The sequence below is a fragment of the Hyphomonas sp. genome (genome assembly GCF_046313975.1).
Lineage (GTDB): Bacteria > Pseudomonadota > Alphaproteobacteria > Caulobacterales > Hyphomonadaceae > Hyphomonas.
Genome location: NZ_JBKBXB010000002.1, coordinates 20,013 through 38,500, shown reverse-complemented (window position 1 = coordinate 38,500; position 18,488 = coordinate 20,013). Strand labels below are relative to the sequence as shown.

Annotated in this window: 15 protein-coding genes; 5 read left to right on the top strand and 10 right to left on the bottom strand. The window is 63.4% G+C overall.

What is annotated here, in order from left to right; translation table 11 throughout:
• The first annotated feature begins 96 nt into the window (after positions 1 to 96).
• Positions 97 to 1,194 (top strand): serine hydrolase domain-containing protein, encoded by a 1,098-nt coding sequence (locus tag ACK4TE_RS01080; RefSeq protein ID WP_409909615.1) that lies wholly within the window; start codon positions 97 to 99, stop codon positions 1,192 to 1,194.
• 44 nt (positions 1,195 to 1,238) lie between these two features.
• Here the strand turns inward: ACK4TE_RS01080 and ACK4TE_RS01075 are convergent, their stop codons facing one another.
• Positions 1,239 to 1,643, bottom strand: a complete 405-nt coding sequence (locus tag ACK4TE_RS01075; RefSeq protein ID WP_409909614.1) for a hypothetical protein — start codon at positions 1,641 to 1,643, stop codon at positions 1,239 to 1,241.
• 106 nt (positions 1,644 to 1,749) lie between these two features.
• Between ACK4TE_RS01075 and ACK4TE_RS01070 the strand changes: the two genes are divergently transcribed.
• Positions 1,750 to 2,073 (top strand): hypothetical protein, encoded by a 324-nt coding sequence (locus tag ACK4TE_RS01070; protein ID WP_409909613.1) that lies wholly within the window; start codon positions 1,750 to 1,752, stop codon positions 2,071 to 2,073.
• Between the two features lie 50 nt (positions 2,074 to 2,123).
• On the opposite strand, the gene ACK4TE_RS01065 is transcribed toward ACK4TE_RS01070, so the two are convergent.
• The 6 genes from ACK4TE_RS01065 to ACK4TE_RS01040 form a co-directional block, all read right to left on the bottom strand.
• The gene (locus tag ACK4TE_RS01065) at positions 2,124 to 4,364 is read right to left on the bottom strand and encodes a 3-hydroxyacyl-CoA dehydrogenase NAD-binding domain-containing protein (RefSeq protein WP_409909612.1); all 2,241 of its coding nucleotides are present in this window, start codon (positions 4,362 to 4,364) and stop codon (positions 2,124 to 2,126) included.
• Positions 4,365 to 4,394: 30 nt separating this feature from the next.
• Entirely contained in the window at positions 4,395 to 5,600 is a 1,206-nt protein-coding gene (locus tag ACK4TE_RS01060; RefSeq protein ID WP_409909611.1) for an acetyl-CoA C-acetyltransferase, read from the bottom strand.
• Between the two features lie 22 nt (positions 5,601 to 5,622).
• A complete protein-coding gene (locus tag ACK4TE_RS01055; protein ID WP_409909610.1) occupies positions 5,623 to 6,057 on the bottom strand; it encodes a PaaI family thioesterase in 435 nt (144 codons plus the stop codon).
• 6 nt (positions 6,058 to 6,063) lie between these two features.
• Positions 6,064 to 7,239 carry an acyl-CoA dehydrogenase family protein gene (locus ACK4TE_RS01050; protein ID WP_409909609.1) on the bottom strand — a complete coding sequence of 392 codons (1,176 nt, stop codon included), beginning with the start codon at positions 7,237 to 7,239 and terminating at the stop codon, positions 6,064 to 6,066.
• A 108-nt stretch (positions 7,240 to 7,347) separates the two neighbouring features.
• Positions 7,348 to 9,132, bottom strand: coding sequence for an acyl-CoA dehydrogenase C-terminal domain-containing protein (locus ACK4TE_RS01045; protein ID WP_409909608.1), 1,785 nt, complete (start codon positions 9,130 to 9,132; stop codon positions 7,348 to 7,350).
• 110 nt (positions 9,133 to 9,242) lie between these two features.
• A complete protein-coding gene (locus ACK4TE_RS01040; RefSeq protein WP_409909607.1) occupies positions 9,243 to 9,731 on the bottom strand; it encodes a MerR family transcriptional regulator in 489 nt (162 codons plus the stop codon).
• Positions 9,732 to 9,984: 253 nt separating this feature from the next.
• On the opposite strand from ACK4TE_RS01040, the gene ACK4TE_RS01035 reads away from it, so the two are divergent.
• Positions 9,985 to 13,641, top strand: a complete 3,657-nt coding sequence (locus tag ACK4TE_RS01035) for a peptidoglycan-binding protein (protein WP_409909606.1) — start codon at positions 9,985 to 9,987, stop codon at positions 13,639 to 13,641.
• Here ACK4TE_RS01035 and ACK4TE_RS01030 read toward each other — a convergent pair whose 3' ends face one another.
• The gene (locus tag ACK4TE_RS01030; RefSeq protein ID WP_409909605.1) at positions 13,642 to 15,852 is read right to left on the bottom strand and encodes a beta-propeller domain-containing protein; all 2,211 of its coding nucleotides are present in this window, start codon (positions 15,850 to 15,852) and stop codon (positions 13,642 to 13,644) included.
• A gap of 119 nt (positions 15,853 to 15,971) precedes the next feature.
• Here ACK4TE_RS01030 and nudC point away from each other — a divergent pair, with 119 nt between their 5' ends.
• Together nudC and ACK4TE_RS01020 are read left to right on the top strand one after the other, a co-directional pair.
• The gene (gene nudC / locus ACK4TE_RS01025) at positions 15,972 to 16,889 is read left to right on the top strand and encodes an NAD(+) diphosphatase (RefSeq protein WP_409909604.1); all 918 of its coding nucleotides are present in this window, start codon (positions 15,972 to 15,974) and stop codon (positions 16,887 to 16,889) included.
• Between the two features lie 49 nt (positions 16,890 to 16,938).
• The gene (locus ACK4TE_RS01020; RefSeq protein ID WP_409909603.1) at positions 16,939 to 17,142 is read left to right on the top strand and encodes a hypothetical protein; all 204 of its coding nucleotides are present in this window, start codon (positions 16,939 to 16,941) and stop codon (positions 17,140 to 17,142) included.
• 269 nt (positions 17,143 to 17,411) lie between these two features.
• Here the strand turns inward: ACK4TE_RS01020 and ACK4TE_RS01015 are convergent, their stop codons facing one another.
• Together ACK4TE_RS01015 and ACK4TE_RS01010 are read right to left on the bottom strand one after the other, a co-directional pair.
• On the bottom strand, positions 17,412 to 17,870 hold the full coding sequence (locus ACK4TE_RS01015; protein ID WP_409909602.1) for a YHS domain-containing (seleno)protein: 459 nt from the start codon (positions 17,868 to 17,870) through the stop codon (positions 17,412 to 17,414).
• An 89-nt stretch (positions 17,871 to 17,959) separates the two neighbouring features.
• A complete protein-coding gene (locus tag ACK4TE_RS01010; protein WP_409909601.1) occupies positions 17,960 to 18,475 on the bottom strand; it encodes a hypothetical protein in 516 nt (171 codons plus the stop codon).
• Positions 18,476 to 18,488 lie beyond the last annotated feature (13 nt).

Sequence of the window (18,488 nt, the reverse complement as noted above, 5' to 3'; positions counted from 1 at the left end):
ACGCGGGGGAGGTGGATCGCGCCAAAGGCGCGAGACGGAGGGGGCTCGCCCGTGCAAGCTTGCCCTGCTAGCTTCCCGCAAAACCGGGAGCCGCCCTTGCCTCACCTCCGCCTGATCCTCAGCGCCTTGCTGCTCGCCGCCTGCTCCGCGCCGGTGAGCGCGCCGCGCATGAGCCAGCCTGCTGCGCCGGCCACTGCCACCAACACCCTGCCCGCCGAGGGCTTCTACGTCCTGCCGGAAATCGCCGGCTGGAATACTGCTGCGCTGGAGGACTATTTCGCCTATGTAGAAGCGCAGAACTCCACGGGCATTGTCATTATCGACCGTGAACGGATCATTGCCGAGCGCGTCTGGCCCGCTCCCGTAGGCGATGCGATGTTCGCCCTGTTCGTGCACGGCCGCGCCGCCGATGGCGCGCTGGTCGAGGATGTCGCCTCGCTGCAGAAAAGCATCATCGCCCTGCTCGCCGGCATCGCGGAGGACAAGGGCCTGTTGAATGCGGACTATCCCGCCTCGCATTATCTCGGGGCCGGCTGGTCAAAGGCAGCGCCGGAACAGGAGGCGGCGATTACCGTCCGTCATCTGATGGAAATGAATTCGGGCCTGAAGGAAGACCTTACGTCCGAAGCTGCACCCGGCGAGAAATTCTTCTACAACACACCCGCCTACGCCAAGCTGCAGAGCGTGCTGGAAGCCGCCAGCGGCGCGCCGCTCGCCGCGATCACCGAAGCCTGGCTCACCCGCCCGCTTGGCCTTGCGGAGACGGGCTGGCGCCCGCGCCCGGCTGCGTTCGGCAATGTCGGAAACCCGATGGCGCTCGTCTCCACCCCGCGCGAGCTTTCCCGCTTTGGCCAGATGGTGCTGGACAATGGCCGCGCGCCGGATGGCACCCGCGTCATCTCCGCCGAAGCGCTTGCCGCCTTGTTTGCACCGACGGAAACAAATCCCGCCTACGGTCGCCTCTGGTGGCTGAACTCCGGCGACTGGAGCCTCGCCGCTGGCGGTGTGCGCCGCGAGGGCGCCTTCATTCCCGCCGCACCTGCAGACACGATCACCGGCCTCGGCTTTCTCGGCCGCCAGGTTTTCATCGTGCCCTCAAAAGGCCTCGTCATCGTCCGCACCGGCGCGAGCCCTCCGGATACGGAGTTTCTGCAGAAGAGCTGGGAGCTGCTGGCGAAGGCGATGCCGGAGTGATGCTCGCGCTGCAAGAAAATTCGCTGATCCGAAATTAAACGGATTTATTGATTGGCTTGCCTTACGATCTCTGCGGCTCTCGCCTCAGAAGATGTCGAAGTTAGTTCATCGGCGGGGAGTGCGGCGTCCGAACAGCCACGGGACACCTGCGCTGCTTTAATGCTCATCCGGCGCTCTGAGAGAGCCTTAGCAGCTTCCGACTTCGCCATTGCGTTGCCAATTCCATAGTCACCCAAAAATCCAGCAACCGAACGCCAGTCTGTCGTAGCAGTATCGGTGATTTTCGCTTCAATTTCATCAGCTTTAGCAAGCTCAATCGCGAGTTCTCTGCAAGTAAGCGCCCTCTGCTCAACTGCGGAAAGTTCTGTTGCGATCGGATAACGCTTCGTTGCGCAGCCGGTTATGAGGCTAGCGCCTGCGGCGACACAAAGAACAATAGCAAGTTTCATAAATTCCCCCAATTTAGAGTTCCGTTCTACGCCACCACTGCTTGCGTCCGTCTGAGTCGTCAACCATACATTTTTAGACCGGAAGCGTTTCCCACAGGAGATTGATTTGCCCAGAACTATCATCGCGCTTTGCCTGCTGGGGTTTCTGGGTCCATCGTGCGCGGATTCCAGCAGGGACACGCTCAATTCAGACAGCGCTGAAATCTGCCTGTTAAACTTGTTTGGTGCCTCCAGTCCTACTGAGTGCATTTGCAAGATGCGGATCGCTGGTGAGGAGTTTGGTTCCGAGAAGATTTCCGTCTTGCTTGGCAAAATTGATCAGAACCCGGAAGACAAGATCGATGCGCTGATGCTCGAATTTGCATTGAGCGATCCAGATGCATCAAAGAGGTCCTCAGAACGAAGCAGATCCGAGTGCACAGCTGAATAGAAAAAGCCGGAGGTTTCCCTCCGGCCTTCTTCATTCCATCCGTCTCCGGATTATGCTGGTTCCTTCACCTTCGCCTTCTCGCCGGCGGGCGGGAAGCGTTCGTAGAAGGTCTCGCCCTTGGCGGCCATGTCGCGGAGCAACTTGCCGGGGCGGAAGCGCTCGCCATACTTGTCGGCGAGGCGGTCGGCCTCGGCGACGAAGGCGGGGATGCCCCAGATCAGGTCCATATAGCTGACGCATCCGCCCGTATACGGCGCAAAGCCCCAGGCGAGGATGGAGCCGATATCGCCGTCGCGCGCATCGGTGATCACGCCTTCCTCGAAGCAGCGGCTCACCTCGATCGCCTGACGGAACAGGAGACGGTTGGTGAGTTCCTTCTTCAGCGCCGGCGGACACTCGTCGATCTTCACTTCGATCTGGTCATTGAGACCCGGCCAGAGCCGGTCCGGCTTGCCCTGTTCGTTATAGTCGTAGAAGCCCTTGCCAGCCTTGCGGCCCACGCGGCCCTTGTCTTCCACGACCCAGGCCATCAGCTTGCCGAGCGGCGCTTCGTTATAATCGAAGCCCGTGGCTTTCGCCGTGGCGCGGCCGACTTTCAGAGCGGTGTCGAGACCGACGGAATCCGACACTTCCAGCGCACCCATAGGCATGCCGGCCTGACGGCCGACATTCTCGATGATCGCTGGCTTGATGCCTTCCGACAGCATCTCGAGACCTTCCTGCGTGTAGGTGCCGAAGCAGCGCGAGGTGTAGAAGCCGCGGCTGTCATTGACGACGATCGGCGTCTTGCGGATGGCGAGCACATAGTCGACCGCCTTGGCCAGCGTCGCTTCGCTCGTCTCCTTGCCGTTGATGATCTCGACAAGCCCCATCCGCTCGACCGGCGAGAAGAAGTGGATGCCGATGAAGTTTGCCGGGCGTTTCGAAGCCTTCGCAAGGCCGGTGATCGGCAGGGTCGAGGTGTTTGTTCCGTACACGGCATCTTCGCCCATCACGGCTTCAGCCGCCTGGGTGATCTTCGCCTTCAGGGCCTCATCCTCGAACACCGCCTCGATCACGAGATCGGCGCCTTTGACATCGTCATACGAAGTCGTCGGCGTGATCAGGGCGAGCAGGGCGTCGCCCTTCTCCTTCGTCAGCTTGCCGCGCGAGATATCCTTCTCGACAAGGCGCACGGAGTATTGCTTGCCCTTCTCGGCGGCTTCCATCGTCACATCGACGAGTACGGTCGGGATGCCGGCTTTCGCCTGCACATAGGCAATACCTGCGCCCATCAGGCCGGCCCCGATGACGGCGATCTTTTTGAACTCCGTCTTCGGATAGCCTGCCGGGCGGTTCGCGCCTTTCGACAGGGCCTGCGTGGAGAGGAACAGCGAGCGGATCATCGCTTTCGCTTCCGGGCGCTGCTGGGTGTTGATGAAATAGCGCGTCTCGATGCGCAGGCCGGCATCTATCGGCACCTGAATGCCTTCATAGATGCAGGAGAGGATGTTCTTCTGCGCCGGATAATTGCCATAGGTCTTCGCCGCCAGCATCATGTTCGACATGGTGGCAACCTGGCCAACGCCCGGCGATTTGTGCGGCACGCCGCCCGGCACCTTGAAGCCTTTCTCGTCCCACGGCGCCTTCGCTTTGGGATTCGCTTTCACCCAGGCCTTGGCGCGGGCAACCGTCTCCGTACCCGGAGCAAGTTCCTGCACCACGCCCATCGCATGCGCCTTCTGGGCATCGAAGGGTTCGCCCTGCAGGATCAGCGGGAGCGCGGCCTGAATGCCGATCAGGCGCGGCAGGCGCTGTGTGCCGCCGGCGCCCGGCAGGAGGCCGATCTTGGCTTCTGGCAGGCCGAACTGGATCTTCGGATTGTCATTCGCCGCGACGCGGTAATGGCAGGCGAGCGCCACTTCGAGGCCGCCACCAAGAGCGAGGCCGTTCAGCGCGACGGCCACCGGCTTGCCGCAGGTCTCCAGCTTGCGCAGCGTGCCGTTCAGCGAGAAGCCCGCCTCGAACTGTTCCTTTTTCAGTTCGTCGACGGATTTCTTCTTCGCATCTCCGCCGCTGCCTGCGCGGTCGCCCATCTCGCCGAGGTCTGCCCCGGCGCAGAAGCCGCTGGCCTTGCCGGACGAGAGCACAAGGCCCTTGATGGCCTCATTCGTGGCAACTTCCTTGGTGATCGCGATGATGTCGGCCACGGCCTTGCCCGTCAGCGTGTTCATGCTGCGGCCCGGCACATCGAAGACGGCATGCGCGATGCCATCGCCGTCGACTTCCCAACTAAAAGTTTCGAGTTTCATTGTATCAGTTCCAATCAATCAGTGTGGGGATCAAACGCGCTCGATGATCGTGGCCGTGCCCATGCCGGCGCCGACGCAGAGGGTGATGAGGCCGGTTTCCTTGTCGGACCGCTCGAGCTCATCGAGCACCGTGCCGAGGATCATGCCGCCGGTGGCACCCAGCGGGTGGCCCATGGCGATGGCGCCGCCGTTCACGTTCATCTTCTCGTGCGGAATGTTCAGGAGCTTCATCATCAGCATGACAACCGAAGCGAAGGCTTCATTCAGCTCGTAGATGTCGATGTCCTTCACATCCATCCCGGCCTTCTTCAGCACTTTCTGCGTCACATAGGTCGGCCCCGTGAGCATGATGCCGGGCTCCGAGCCGATGGAAGCCATCGCGCGCACGCGGGCGCGCGGCTTCAGGCCCATCGCCTCGCCCATTTCCTTGGAGCCGAACAGCACCGCCGAAGCACCGTCCACGATGCCCGACGAGTTGCCGGCATGGTGAACGTGATTGATTTTCTCAAGCTCCGGATAGCGCTGCTTGATCACCTCGTCGAAACCCATCGCGCCCATGCCGGCAAAGGACGGGTCGAGCGCGGCGAGGCTCTGCATCGTTGTGTCGGGGCGCATGAATTCGTCATGAGCGAGACGTACGCCGCCCATCTGATCGCGCACCGGCACGATGGAATTCTTGAAGCGGCCTTCCTTCCATGCCTGCGCCGCACGGCGCTGGCTTTCGACGGCGAAAGCGTCCACGTCATCGCGGCTGAAGCCGTACTTCGTGGCGATCGTGTCGGCGCCGATGCCTTGCGGCGTGAAGTAGGATTTGAGCGCGATCTGCGGATCGGTCGACCAGGCGCCGCCGGCTGCGCCCATCGGCACGCGGCTCATCGATTCGACACCGCCGCCGATGGCCATGTCGGCCTCGCCGGTGATGACTTTCGAGGCGGCCATGTTGCAGGCCTCGAGGCCCGAGGCGCAGAACCGGTCGACCTGCACACCGGCGGTTGTTTCGGCGTAGTCGGCATTCAGCACCGCAATGCGGGCAATGTCGCCGCCCTGCTCGCCGACGGGCGAGACGCAGCCGAATACGACATCGTCAACTTTCGACGTGTCGAGATTGTTCCGGTCACGGATGGCCTGCAGCACCTGCGTGCCAAGGCTCAGCGCCGTGATCTCGTGCAGCGCACCGGAGGATTTGCCTTTCCCGCGCGGCGTGCGCACAGCATCGTAGATATAGGCTTCGGGCATTTGGGGAGCTCCTTTCAGGGGATCAGGATGGGGTCGCCGGTGCTTTCACCGGGTTCAGTGTCAGGGATGCAGTGGCCCGCGCGGCTTCCTTGCCGCGCGAGTCGAAAAGGTCAGCCTCGGCGAAGACCATCGCCCGGCCGACATTGCGAAGGCGCGCGGCAACCTCGATGGGGCCAACGCGGACGGGGCGGAGGAAATGCGTGTGCAGGTCCACCGTGGATGGATATTTTGATATACCCGCTTTCACGGTCGTCAGCATGCCGATGGCATCGTCCATCATCGCGACGAGATAGCCGCCCTGGATATAGCCGGCGGGATTGGTGAAGTCCGGGCTGCCATTGAAACGCACGTGCGTGGTCATCGCTTTCGCGTCGAGCTCAAGGAGCTCAAAGCCGAGCGAGACCGAGCTGCGCGCGGGGCTTGGGAAGGTTTCGCGGAGGAGGTGCCGGTCAGGCATATGTCTCTACAGCGTCCTCGCGATCAGCATTTTCATCACTTCGTTGGCGCCGCCATAGATGCGCTGAACGCGGGCGTCGGCATACATCTGGGCAATGGGATATTCATCCATATAGCCGAAGCCGCCATGCAGTTGCAGGCATTCATCGATGATCTTGCACTGGAGATCAGAGATCCAGTATTTCGACATCGAGGCCGTCGACGCATCCAGCTCCTCCTTCAGGAGAAGCTCCGTGCAGTGATCAGCGAACACTTTTGCGACAGTCGCCTCGGTCTTGCATTCGGCTAGCTTGAACTGGGTATTCTGGAAATCGAAGATCGTCTGGCCAAATGCCTTGCGGCCTTTGACATAGTTCACCGTCTCATGGATCGCGCGCTCGATCATGCCGACGCCTTGGAGACCGATGATATGACGCTCCTGCGGGAGTTTCTGCATGAGCTGGATGAACCCCTTCCCGGCTTCCCCGCCGAGCAGGTGAGCGGCCGGAACGCGGACATCATCGAAGAAGAGTTCCGATGTGTCGGCCGCATGCTGGCCAACCTTGTCGAGGTTACGGCCACGGCGGAAGCCGCCCTTGCCTTCCACCGCTTCGGTCTCGACACAGATGATCGAGATGCCCTTGGCGCCTTTGGTGGGGTCCGTCTTCACGCAAAGCAGGATCAGGTCAGCGGTCTGGCCGTTTGAGATAAAGGTCTTCGAGCCGTTGATGACGTAGTGATCGCCATCCAGCTTCGCGGTCGTCTTCATGCCCTGAAGGTCGGAGCCGGCGCCCGGCTCGGTCATCGCGATAGCGGTGACGAGTTCGCCCGAGCAGATCTTCGGCAGCCAGCGGCGCTTCTGTTCTTCTGTGCCGTAGGCGGTGATGTAGGGCGCGATGATGGCGTTGTGCAGCGTGATGCCGAAGCCGTCGATGCCCTTCCACTGCTGCTGCTCGATGATGATCGCCTCATGGCGGAAGTCGCCGCCTGCCCCGCCATATTCTTCCGGCACCGAGGCACCCAGCAGGCCCATCTCGCCGGCCTTCGTCCAGATCTCGCGCGGCACGATGCCCGCCTTGCGCCAGGCGGCGACATGCGGCGCGCATTCCTTTTCGAAGAAGCTGCCGACGGCATCGGCGAAAATGTCGAGTTCCTCATCCTGCCGCCAGGCAGCTTTCGGAACATTCAGGGGGCTCTCACGCATCAGTTATCTCCGGGTACCTCGCGGCACGCGGGTTGCCGCTTACGTTCACGTCAGCATGTAGGCGCCGCGGCACGAATGCGCCATCCGTGCCGCAGCGTCAGCAATGTATCAGAACTGCGCCTCGCTGAGAGCCATCATTGCGGCCGCACCCGTCTTCACCTTGGCGAGGTGGGCGGCGGTGTCCGGCAGCATGCGCTCGACGAAGTAACGGCCCGTGGCGAGCTTGGCGGCATAGAAGGGATCGCCCGAGGCTTTCTTCTCCAGCGCGATCTTCGCCATGCGCGCCCACATATAGGCGAGCGCGGTGAGGCCCATCAGGTGCAGGTAGTCATGGCTGGAGGCGCCGGCATTGTTGAAGTCGCTCATGCCGTTCTGCATCAGCCACATCGTGCAGTCCTGCAGTTGGGCGCGGGCGGTCTTCAGGCCTTCGAGATAGGGCTCGAGGCCGGCAACGCCTTCGCTTGCCGAGACGAACTCGTCGATCTCGCCGAAGAAGGAGAACACCGCGCGGCCACCGTTTGCGCCGAGCTTGCGGCCGACAAGGTCGAGCGCCTGCACGCCGTTGGTGCCTTCATAGATGGTGGTAATGCGGCAATCGCGCACCGTCTGCTCGATGCCCCATTCGCGGGTAAAGCCGGAGCCGCCATGCAGCAGCAGGCCGGTATTGGCGCACTCATAGCCCTTGTGGGTGAGGTAGGCTTTCACGACAGGCGTCAGAAGGGCCATGTAGTCGCCTGCCTTCTCGCGCACTTTCTCGTCCGGCGACTTGTGCTGCAGGTCGCCCTGGAAGGCCATCCAGTAGGCAAAGGCGCGGCCGCCCTCGATGAAGGCTTTCTGTTCCAGCAGCATGCGGCGCACGTCCGGGTGCACGATGATCGGGTCGGCCGGTTTGTCCGGGGCTTGCACGCCGGTCAGCGAGCGGCCCTGCACGCGGTCCTTCGCGAAGTCGAGCGCGTTCTGGTAGGCCGCTTCCGCCTGCGACAAGCCCTGCAGGCCGACGCCGAGGCGGGCCTCGTTCATCATCACGAACATGGTGCGCATGCCCTTGTGCGCTTCGCCGACGAGCCAGCCGGTGGCGCCGTCATAGTTCATCACGCAGGTGGCGTTGCCGTGGATGCCCATCTTCTCCTCGAGGCCGCCGCAGGAGCAGCTGTTGCGCGCGCCGAGGCTGCCATCATCGTTGACGATGTATTTCGGCACGACAAACAGCGAGATGCCCTTGATGCCTTCCGGGCCGCCTTCGATGCGGGCGAGGACGAGGTGGATGATGTTTTCGGTGAGGTCCTGCTCACCGCCGGAGATCCAGATCTTCTGGCCGGTGATCTTGTAGCTGCCATCGGCCTGCGGAACGGCTTTGGTTTTGATCAGGCCGAGATCTGTGCCGCAATGCGGCTCGGTCAGGTTCATCGTGCCGGCCCATTCGGCCGAGGCCATCTTTGGCCCGTATTTCTGCTTCTGCTCCTCCGAGCCGCCCGCCATCAGCGCCTGATAGGCGCCGTGCGTCAGGCCGGGATACATGCCGAAGGCCATGTTGGAGGCCGAGACCATCTCGGTCCAGGCGATGTTGACAACATGCGGCAGGCCCTGCCCGCCCATTTCCGGGTGGGCGGCCAGCAGCGGCCAGCCATTCTCGACCAGCTGCCTGTAGGCCTCCGGGAAGCCGTCCGGCGTCTTGACGCTGGCATCGGGGTTGCGCTTGCAGCCCTGCCGGTCGCCGACGGCGTTCAGCGGGTAGAGCACGTTCTTGGCGAACTTGGCGCCCTCTTCGAGGATCTGGTCGATCGTCTCGGGGGTCGCCTCGGCAAAGCCCGGCAGGTTCGAATAATTCTGGAGTTGCAAGAGCTCGTGCAGGACGAACTGCATGTCACGAACGGGGGCGTCATAGCGCGGCATCGGGATAGGCTCCTCTCAAACAGGAAGTTTGCGGCCTTGAATGGCAAAGCGTGTTGGAAAAGTCATTCCAACACGCTCCGGTAATCTACAATTTTATCGGTAAGGGCGACTCAGACTTCGTCGAGCTGCTTGCGGGCGACCTGTTCATAGGCGGCGGCTTGGCGTTTGGTCTCTTCCGAGGCGCCGTTGTTGGAGACGAGGTCTTCCAGCCATTCGATGCCTTTATAGAGTTCGGTCAGCGCCGTTTCGATGTCCTGGCGCTGGACTTCCAGCTCGCGGGCCTGTTTGCGGAACTTTTCCAGCATCATCCGGGTCTGGGCGCGCTTGCCGTCGTTGAGGGCATAGAGGTCCAGGATTTCGCGAATATCGGCCAGCGGCAGGCCGAGGCGTTTCAGGCGGACGATGATGGTCAGCCGGGCGCGGTCGCGGTTGGAGTAGAGGCGCATCATGCCGTCCCGGGCGGGGTGCAGCATGTCCTTGTCTTCATAGAAGCGCAGGGCGCGGGGGGTGACGCCGAATTCACGGGCCAGTTCCGAGATCGTGTAGGTGCGCGAATCGGCGGCCGAAATGGAGGTAGCGGTACGGTGATGATGTTGCATGACGTGTATCTCCCTTGGATGGCGTGTTTTCTTATATGCGCCATGTAAGCGCGACCTTCCCTGAACGTCAACGTAAATTTCCGCTTACGCTAAGGGAAGGTTACACTGCCTGACTCCGCGGAAGAGAAAACTGCCAGGAATCTTACCTTTAACCCGCCCTTAACAGACACCGGGCCATTTCTGGCAGGGTGTAAACAAATCCGCCGTTCTCCTTAACCAAGAGGCAGGACGGCCCGGGCGTGAGGACGATCACATGAGTCAGGGTGGACCTTGGAGCGGGCGGGCATTCGACCAGCGGGCCCGGGAAGCCGCGCGGGAAGCCGCGATGGCCGAAGGAATCACCCTGGGCGAATACCTGAACCGCCTTCTGATGTCTGAGGAAGAACCGCTGCCGCGCCAGCCGCAACCGCAGCCCATGGAAACTCCTTACTCCTATACGCGGCGCACCGCGCCCCCGCCGCAGCCCCAGCCGCAACATCATGCGCCGGCCTATGATCCGGCGACGGCGCTGGACCGCCTCACCCGCCGCATCGAGGCGACCGAGGCGCGCTCGACCCTCGCCATCAATGGCATCGACCATACCGTGCTCGGCCTCGTCGCCCGCCTGCAGAATGCCGAGCAGACGACCGCTGCGGTCGCCGGCCATGTCGAAGGCCTGATCGAGGAGATGCGCGTCACGCATGAGGCGCTGCAATCCAAGGTCCGCCGCATGGAGCAGGACGACAGCGGCGCGCGTAACCTGGAAGCGCTGAAGGCGCTCGAAGACGCGCTCGGCAAGCTTGCCAGCCATGTCTATGATGAAGGCGAGCTGACCCAGAACGAAACCGCCGCCATCAAGGGCCGCGTCGAAGCCGGCTTTGCCGACATGCAGGAACGTGTCGATGGCATGGAGACGCGCGTGGACCGCACGCTGTCGGAAGCGGCCGCGCGCGTGGAGCGGGCTGTTCAGCAGGCGGAGCTTCGCGCCGAAGGCCAGACGCGCCAGCTGGCGGACCGGCTGGGCAATCTCGAGACGCAGGTGCAGGAACGCCTTGCCCGGTCCGATCAGGCCGAAGCCCGGCTCTCGGCGGTCGAAGCCGATGTCTCCGGCGCGCTCGACTCGATGGAAGGCACGCTGGTCCGCATCCAGGAGCGCCTCAACCGCGCCGAGACCAGCACCGACACCGCACTCAAGAGCCTTGAACAAACCTTCGCTCATCTCGACGAACGGATCGAGGCGGTTGCCTCAACCGTGGACCCGGAACTGGCCGGACGCCTGAAGCAGGAATTCGAGCAGCGCTTTGAAGACCTCACCCGCTCGGTGCGCCAGGCCGTCGACAGCGCCCGCCTTGAAATGGCGAGCGAGATTGCCCGCGCAGCGGAAGCCCAGGATGCGCGTTATGCGGAAGATGTGGGTACACTGAAGACCCGCCTCGCCGAAGTCGAGGCGCAGGGCCCCGGCAATGTCACCGCCGCCGTGCAGGAAGAAATCGGCAAGCTTGGCGCCACGGTCGCCGAACGCATCGACGCGCTCGCCACGCATGTGGAGGAGCGGATCGAGGAAAGCGAAATCCGCAACGCCGAAGCGATCGAACAGGTCGGCGAGCAGGTCACCGTTGCCGCTGTGCGGCTGCAGAAACGTCAGGACGAAGCGATCAGCGCCCTTGCGCAGGATCTGGATGGGATGCGCCAGGCCTCGGACGCGCGCCTCTCCGACGCGCTCGCGGGTGTGTCCGAGCGGCTTGAGCGGATGCAGGCGCAGTCCTCTGAATCGCTCTCGCCGGTGCAGCGCGCGATTGCCGCGCTCGCCACACGGCTGGAAAGCCTCGAAGCCTTCACCACGCCGCCGGACGTTCCCGTCCCGCCGCCGGTGATGGCAGACGAGGCGCCAGCAGATCTGCCGGGCAGCCCGACGATGGTCGAGGACATCTTCACCTCCGCGCCGGAAGCGGCAGAGCCGGAAGAAGAATTCCAGGCAGGTTTCTCGGGCTGGGAAGTGATCGAGGACGCCGAACCGGAAAGTCCGTACAAGGCAGATTTCGACGCAATCCGCGCCGCCGCGAGCCGCATCTCGGCCGCGAAAGCTGAGGCTCAGGCCGAGCAGGCTGCGCCGCCGGTGCATTCCTATGTCGCCGATGTGCCGGTGGACGAGGATGACCTCTACGCAGGTTTCGAGGAGCCAGCACAGGAAACGCCCGCGCCGCAGGCCGCGATGGCGGCTGCACCTGCCCCGCTTACCGAAGAAGAGGATGATGCGCGCGGCTTTGATCCGGTCTCGGAGCTCGACGGGTTCGAGATGCTGGATGACAGCCTCGAGCACAGCCATGCCGAGACACGCGAGTCCGACATCTTCGATGAAGAACCGGACTTCGCTGCCGTGCTGGCAAAAACGAGCACGATTCCGGAAGACCAGGAGACCAGCGACTATATCGCACGCGCGCGCCGCGCCGCGATGGCCGCTGTCGAACAGACCCCGCGCGCCAAGCCTGCCGCCCAGACCCCGGCCACCTCGCCGAAATCCGGCGTGTCGAAGCTGCCGCTGTATCTCGCTGCTACGGCCGTGGTTGCAACCGGCGCCGGAGTTGGGGGATTTCTCTACCTGCGCGGCAAGCAGCCGCCGCAGCCGGTGATCGCCGGCCCGGTGGACACCTATGTCGATCCGCAGACGGGCACGCCCGCCGCAACACAAGTGGCAGAGGTCACCCCGGCAGCGGACGCGGAAGACGTGCTGTTCGAAGATGACGCCGCACTGGCCGCCACGGAACTGTTCGGAGAGGCAACGCCTGCAGAGGCTAAGCCTGCCAGCATTCTCGAACTGGCCGAAGCCGCCGCCACAAGCGCGCAGCAGGCCCCGGTCGAGATGGCGCAGCTGACCAGCGCCGCGATAGATCCCGTTCCCGTCCCCGCTCCGGAGGCAGCACCGAGCCTCAAGCCGAAGCCGGTGCTGGCCAAGCCGAAGGCGGATGCGAAGCCGAAGCCGGAACTGACGCCCGAACAGGCAGCGATCCAGACCATCGTCACCGCAGCCACGGCCATCGAGGCGGGAAATCCGGCGCAGTCGGAGCGCGAGGCGCCCGTGCGGCTGGCCGCGCGTGCGGATGCGACCTTCCCGCGCATTCCTTCTATTGTCAGCGTCGAGGCCGAAGCCAATGCCGGCAACGCCATCGCGCAATACCAGTATGCGCAGGTGAAGATGAAGGAAGGCGATGTCGAAACCGCGACGTCCTTCCTGCGCCGCGCTGCCCAGAAGGGCATTGCCCCGGCGCAGTATGATCTCGGCAAGCTCTATGAGCGCGGCAATGGCGTTGACCGCGACCTGATCGAAGCGCGGGGCCTGATTCAGAAAGCCGCCGAAGCCGGCCATATCGGCGCGATGTATGACTATGCCCTGTTCCTGGCTGAAGGCGAAGGCGGGCCGAAGTCCGAGCCGGACGCAGTCGCCTGGTTTGCGAAGGCAGCCGAGCACGGCCTTCTGGACGCGCAGTACAATCTCGGCGTCGTGCATGCCGAAGGGATCGGCACGGAGAAGAATCTCGCTGAAGCGCTGTTCTGGTTTGAAGTGGCGGCAATCGGCGGCGATGCCGGCGCGAAACAGGAAGTGACCAACCTGCGCGCCCGCATTCCGATGTCGGACGCGGTGGACGTGAGCGAACGCGCGCGCAGCTGGAAAGCGTCAGCGCCGAATGGCCTCGCCAATGGCAAGTTCGGCGCCCAGCGCTGGAACACCGGCAATCCGCTGCAGGTGCAGGCCGTGCAGACCGCGCTCGGCCGTCTGGGCTTCGATGCCGGCGCACCGGACGGTGTCGTTGGTCCGCGCACCGCCGAAGCGATCCGCGATTACCAGACGATGGAAGGCCTGACCGCCACCGGCACGATCACGCCGGAGCTGGTCGACCATCTCAACGCCCGTGCAAGCGGCGCGACGACCTGATCAGTCAGGCTTCGCCGTCAGGTCGATGCGGCGGATCTCCTTGATCCTGCCATCCACGAGTTCGCCTTCGACGAGCTCGGAGTTCATCAGCGCGAGATAGCGGCCCCCTGTGAAGATCGGCCGGGCATTGCCGTACCAGTCGACGCAGGAAACTTCGCATTCATAGCCGGTGGGCATGTCCGTGTTGGGATCGCGGCGCGTGGCGATAAGTTCGCCGGCGGTGGTCAGCTGGCCTTTCGCATCGGCGGCGAGGTAGGAGAGGTCGGAGGAGTCCGACCACCACCACCAGCGATCCGACTCTTCCGAGCGTGACACGGTCGGCAGGCCGATGAGGCCCGCGCCATCTGCGCCGATGGCCGAATTGAAGGCGTGGCTGCGGTTCTCGCTCTCGTAGCGGTTCTCCATCACGAATGTGCTGGCGCGTTTCGGCTCCTCAAGGCGCAGGTCAATCAACGAGACGCTGAGGCCCTTGTGGTCGCGGTAGCCGGTGAGCGCCATGTACGGCCCTGCCCGCTCGGCGCGGATCACGTCATGCGGCACGGTGACGGTGACCGGCCAGGAGGGATTGTCGACCGGCACGATGATCGCCCGGCCTTCCTCGCGCGGGGCTTCGCTTTCATCCGGCGCCAATGTGCCCCAGCCGCCGCGCGCGCCATAGACGAGATGCTTCTCGGTGAAGCGGGCTTCATAGTCGGTCGTGCCGGGCGTCGGCAGCGGCACATAGCGCCCGCCGGGTTCATCCCGGAACGTATCGCTGAGTGCGGTGAGCGGCGCATCGAAGAAGGTCAGTGTGGCTTCATCGCTCCAGTCCGGATCGCAGGCGGCGGAATGCCAGTCCGTCACGGCACGGAAGGTGCCGGCGTCCATGTCCATCGAGAACTGGTTCTGCGGCGAGCCGCGCACGCCGAGCACCTGGGGCGTGTCACCATTGATCGGCAGCTTTACGAGCGCGGAGTGCGCGACCTCGCGCACCGGCGCGTGGCTGAGGCGTTCATCGCAGGCGTCGAGCGCCTCGTCGCTGGCCTCATGGCTGCGCTCTGTCCAGCTCGGATCGAGCCAAAGCCAGAAGGCGTCCTTGGTGACGAGGAAGGTATGCTGCTCGGCACCGACGATGGCGGTAGCGTTGCAGAGCGGTGCGGACGCGTCCGTCGCGCCGGAGATGTCGCAGACGGTGACCGTGTGAATGACCGGATCGAGCAGGCGCTGCACCGGCATCCAGATATCCTCGGCGCGGAAAAGCGGGCGGCCGCGCAGGTGCGCGCGTTCGCCTTCCTCGCCTTCCTTGCGCCATTCGCGGATCTCCGGCGGATCGAACGCATCCCACCAGCCACGCCCCGACACGAAGATCGGCGTATGGATAACGAGTTTGCCGTCAATCATCCGCGTCGCGTAATTGCTCCCGGAATAATAGTCGTCCGACGAGATGTAGAAGGTGGCCTGACGCGTGACCTTGCCGTCGTCGGAGAGGTTCAGCACCGTGAACTCGCTCGCATTCTCCGCATAGGAATAACCGGTGACGAGGATGGTGCGGCCGGCGACGAGCATCTCGTCATACCAGGTGTCTTCATTGCTGGAGCGGTAGACATTGGCGCGGTCAGTCAGCTTCAGGCCATTGACGCCGCCGGGCTTCAGGTCGGTGACGAACAGGCGCCCATCCTGCAGCACGACAAGATAGTTGCCGATCTGCTTGACGATGCCGCCTTCATCAACCCCGGCTTTCTGGTTGTTGGTGATCTCGGGATTTTCCGGATCTGCGGGAATTGTTGAGCCCGTGACGACGATGGACTCCATCGCAGCATCCGCGGAAGGTGCCGCTGCGCCGGGCGGCGGCGGCGGCGGCGGCGGTGATCCGGGCGCGGCGCTTTCGGCAATCGGCGCCGGCATCGCGGTCTCGTAGGCCCTGCCGCGCCACCAATACCCGCCGCGCGCCTGCGAGGCGTCACGCACGAGCTTCAGCCAGCTATGGAACTCAGCCTCGCTGTTGAAGCGTGCGAGTTTTGTCGAGCGCAGCACATCCAGCGCGGGGTCGGCATAGGCAGGGCGCGACTCGTCGGGCTCACCCAGCGTCACGTCTGCGAAACGGTTGGCTTTCACCGTCTCGCTTGCGGGGGCAAGTGTGGCTTCAGTTTCCGGCGTCGCGGAACGCCAGCTCGTGCAGGCGGTTGCCGCCGTCATCAGGGCGATCAGGCTCGCAGCTAATCTCGGTTTCATGGGACTCCCCTCCCTGTGTTTGCCGGAGTTAGCACACCAGACTGGGGCGGAGTAAAGGCATATGCGTGACCTTGCGAGGCCCGTTCCCTTGTTCGCGAAACCGGATAAGTTGCCGCGCCATGACAAACTCGAACGACATTCCTCTCGCCGCCAAGCCCATCAACCGCGCTGCGCATCGCCGCACGGATGAGGCCTGGCTCGATATCGCCTTCAAGCAGAAGGACGTACTGATCCTCGTACTGCGCGATGGCGCACCGCTGGTCGCGCGCGATGGCGGGCTGGTCTGGATGGGCCCGGAGATCGAGCGCGTGTCGCCCGGATCACCGCGGCTGTTCCTTGGTGAGGACAAGGGCGGCGCGCCCGTGTTTGCTGTCGATCTGCCGCCGCGCTTCGATCTTGCCGGCTCGCTGATCGAAGGCATCGGCGAGTTCCAGGATTTTCGTCAGGCCGCCGCGCGCATGCCGGCGATGGACGCCAATTGCGCCTCGACTGCGCGCAGTCTTTTCCTCTGGCACGGCTCGCACGGCTTCTGCGCGAAGTGTGGCGGCAGGAATGGAATCGTCGATGCAGGCTGGAAGGCGCAGTGTGCGCTTTGCGGCGCCGAACATTTCCCGCGTACCGATCCGGTCGCGATCATGCTGGCGGTTCGCGGCGACAAGGCGCTCATCGGGCGGCAGAAATTCTGGCCGGCGGGGTTCATGTCGTGCCTCGCGGGCTTCTGCGAACCGGGCGAGACGATCGAACAGGCGGCGGCGCGCGAGATTTTCGAGGAGGCCGGCATCCTGTGCGACCCTGCGCGCGCCGAATATGTTGCGTGCCAGCCCTGGCCCTACCCGTCTTCGCTGATGATGGGCTTCATCCTGCCCGCCGACAACGAGGAGATCCGCATCGACTCGAAGGAACTGGAGAGCGCGCGCTGGATTCCGCGCAGCGAGATGCGGGACATTCTCAACGGCACCCATGCCGAGCTGTTCTGCCCGCCGGCACAGGCGATTGCGCACCATATCATGAAGGCCTGGGCCTTCCGGAACGATTGACCGTGTACGGACTAATACAAGATTTCGCCTGAAAAATGAAAATTGGGAGTTGATTTCCCACGAATCAGGATATTATTGGCAGGCCATACAAAGGAGATCGAAGATGGCAGTTGCAAAAAAACCCGCCGCCAAAAAACCGGCTGCGAAAAAACCCGCCGCGAAAAAGCCTGCTGCAAAGCCGGCTGCCGCTAAGAAGCCGGCCGCTGCGAAAAAACCCGCCGCCAAAAAACCGGCTGCAAAGAAGAAGAAGTAAGTCTACGGACTATCTTCAGATTGAACGGGCGGACGCAAGTTCGCCCGTGTTTCTTTTTGTTTTTCAAGGAATTTGCTCGCGTTCCTCAGAACGCTTCAATCTTCCTCCGCCGCTCGCGGGCCCCTCCGCCGCACCTCGCTGGGCAATACCTCTCAGACGCCTTCCGGAAAAGTTATCCACAGGCTGCGCCGCGACTCTCCGCACGCTGCAAACATGCAAACGCCGGCAGGTGTCCCTGCCGGCGCGCTGCGAATCCGTGAAGGTCGCCCTTACTTGTTGATCACCGGCCACTGGGCATCGGCCGCCGCGATGAAGCCCGGGATGTCCGCTTCCCACTTCTTTTGTATCGAAGTGTTGTAGTTGAGATACAGTCGGCCATCGACGATCTTCCAGTTCTTCGCGTCGCCTTTCGCATGGTAGCCCTGACTTACGGCCCACGCACAATAGCCGCCATATTGCGGCGCGTACTTTGCGGGCTCCGCCTTGAACGCATCGCGGTTTGCTGCGCTGGCGAAGCGGAACTCGGCGCCCATGTAAGTGGCCGAGAATTGCTTCGCGCCTTTCACCGGTTTGCCATCTGTAAAATAGGCGACAGGGTCGTAGCCCTGCACCGCGATGTTGTCGAACGCGCTGGTATAGACGTGCGGTTCAGCCAACGCGGGCGCCGGCAGGGCGATGGCGGGGACAAGCAGGAAGGCTGTCGCGGCCAGGAGGGATCGGATGTTCATGGATCAAGTCCTTGTGCGGAGAGAAGAGGGAGAGAAAGTGTGGCCGCGGAGGGTTTGATGAGGGGGAGATCGCCCCTCCGCGGCCAGGTTCAGGACTGCGCAGGGGCAGGCCGCAGTCCCGAAAGGGGTTGAGGAAAGAGCACGCCGGTGATGGCGGCGGCGAGTTCGGAGAGCGTGCTGCGGTTTGCCACCAGCATCGCGATCGATGTGAGCCAGACGACAACCGCCATCGCGAACAACCCGCCGCCATCCGCATTCGGATCGATGCCGAGCGGCGTAAACAGGTGGAAGCTGACCGCGCCCGTCATGACCGCAGTGGCGATCAGGGCACCGATGGCGCGCAGGCGGCTGAACGCGGGCACGAGGCTCGCGAGCAAAAGGGCGGAGGCGACCAGTTCGGCAGAGCCGATGAGATACTGGCTGAACAAGCCCGTCTGGGCGAACAGGCCGCCGGCGCCGAAGCTCGCCGCCCATGCATCGAGCTTGCCGAAGATGGTCTGCGTCTCCGGCGCGTTGGTGAACTTGAATCGCAGGCTGTCGAGGAAGACAGCCGAGGCGATGAGAGCATATGCGACAGGGGCGTATTTGATGATGAGGCGGTTCATGGAGGCGTCCTAA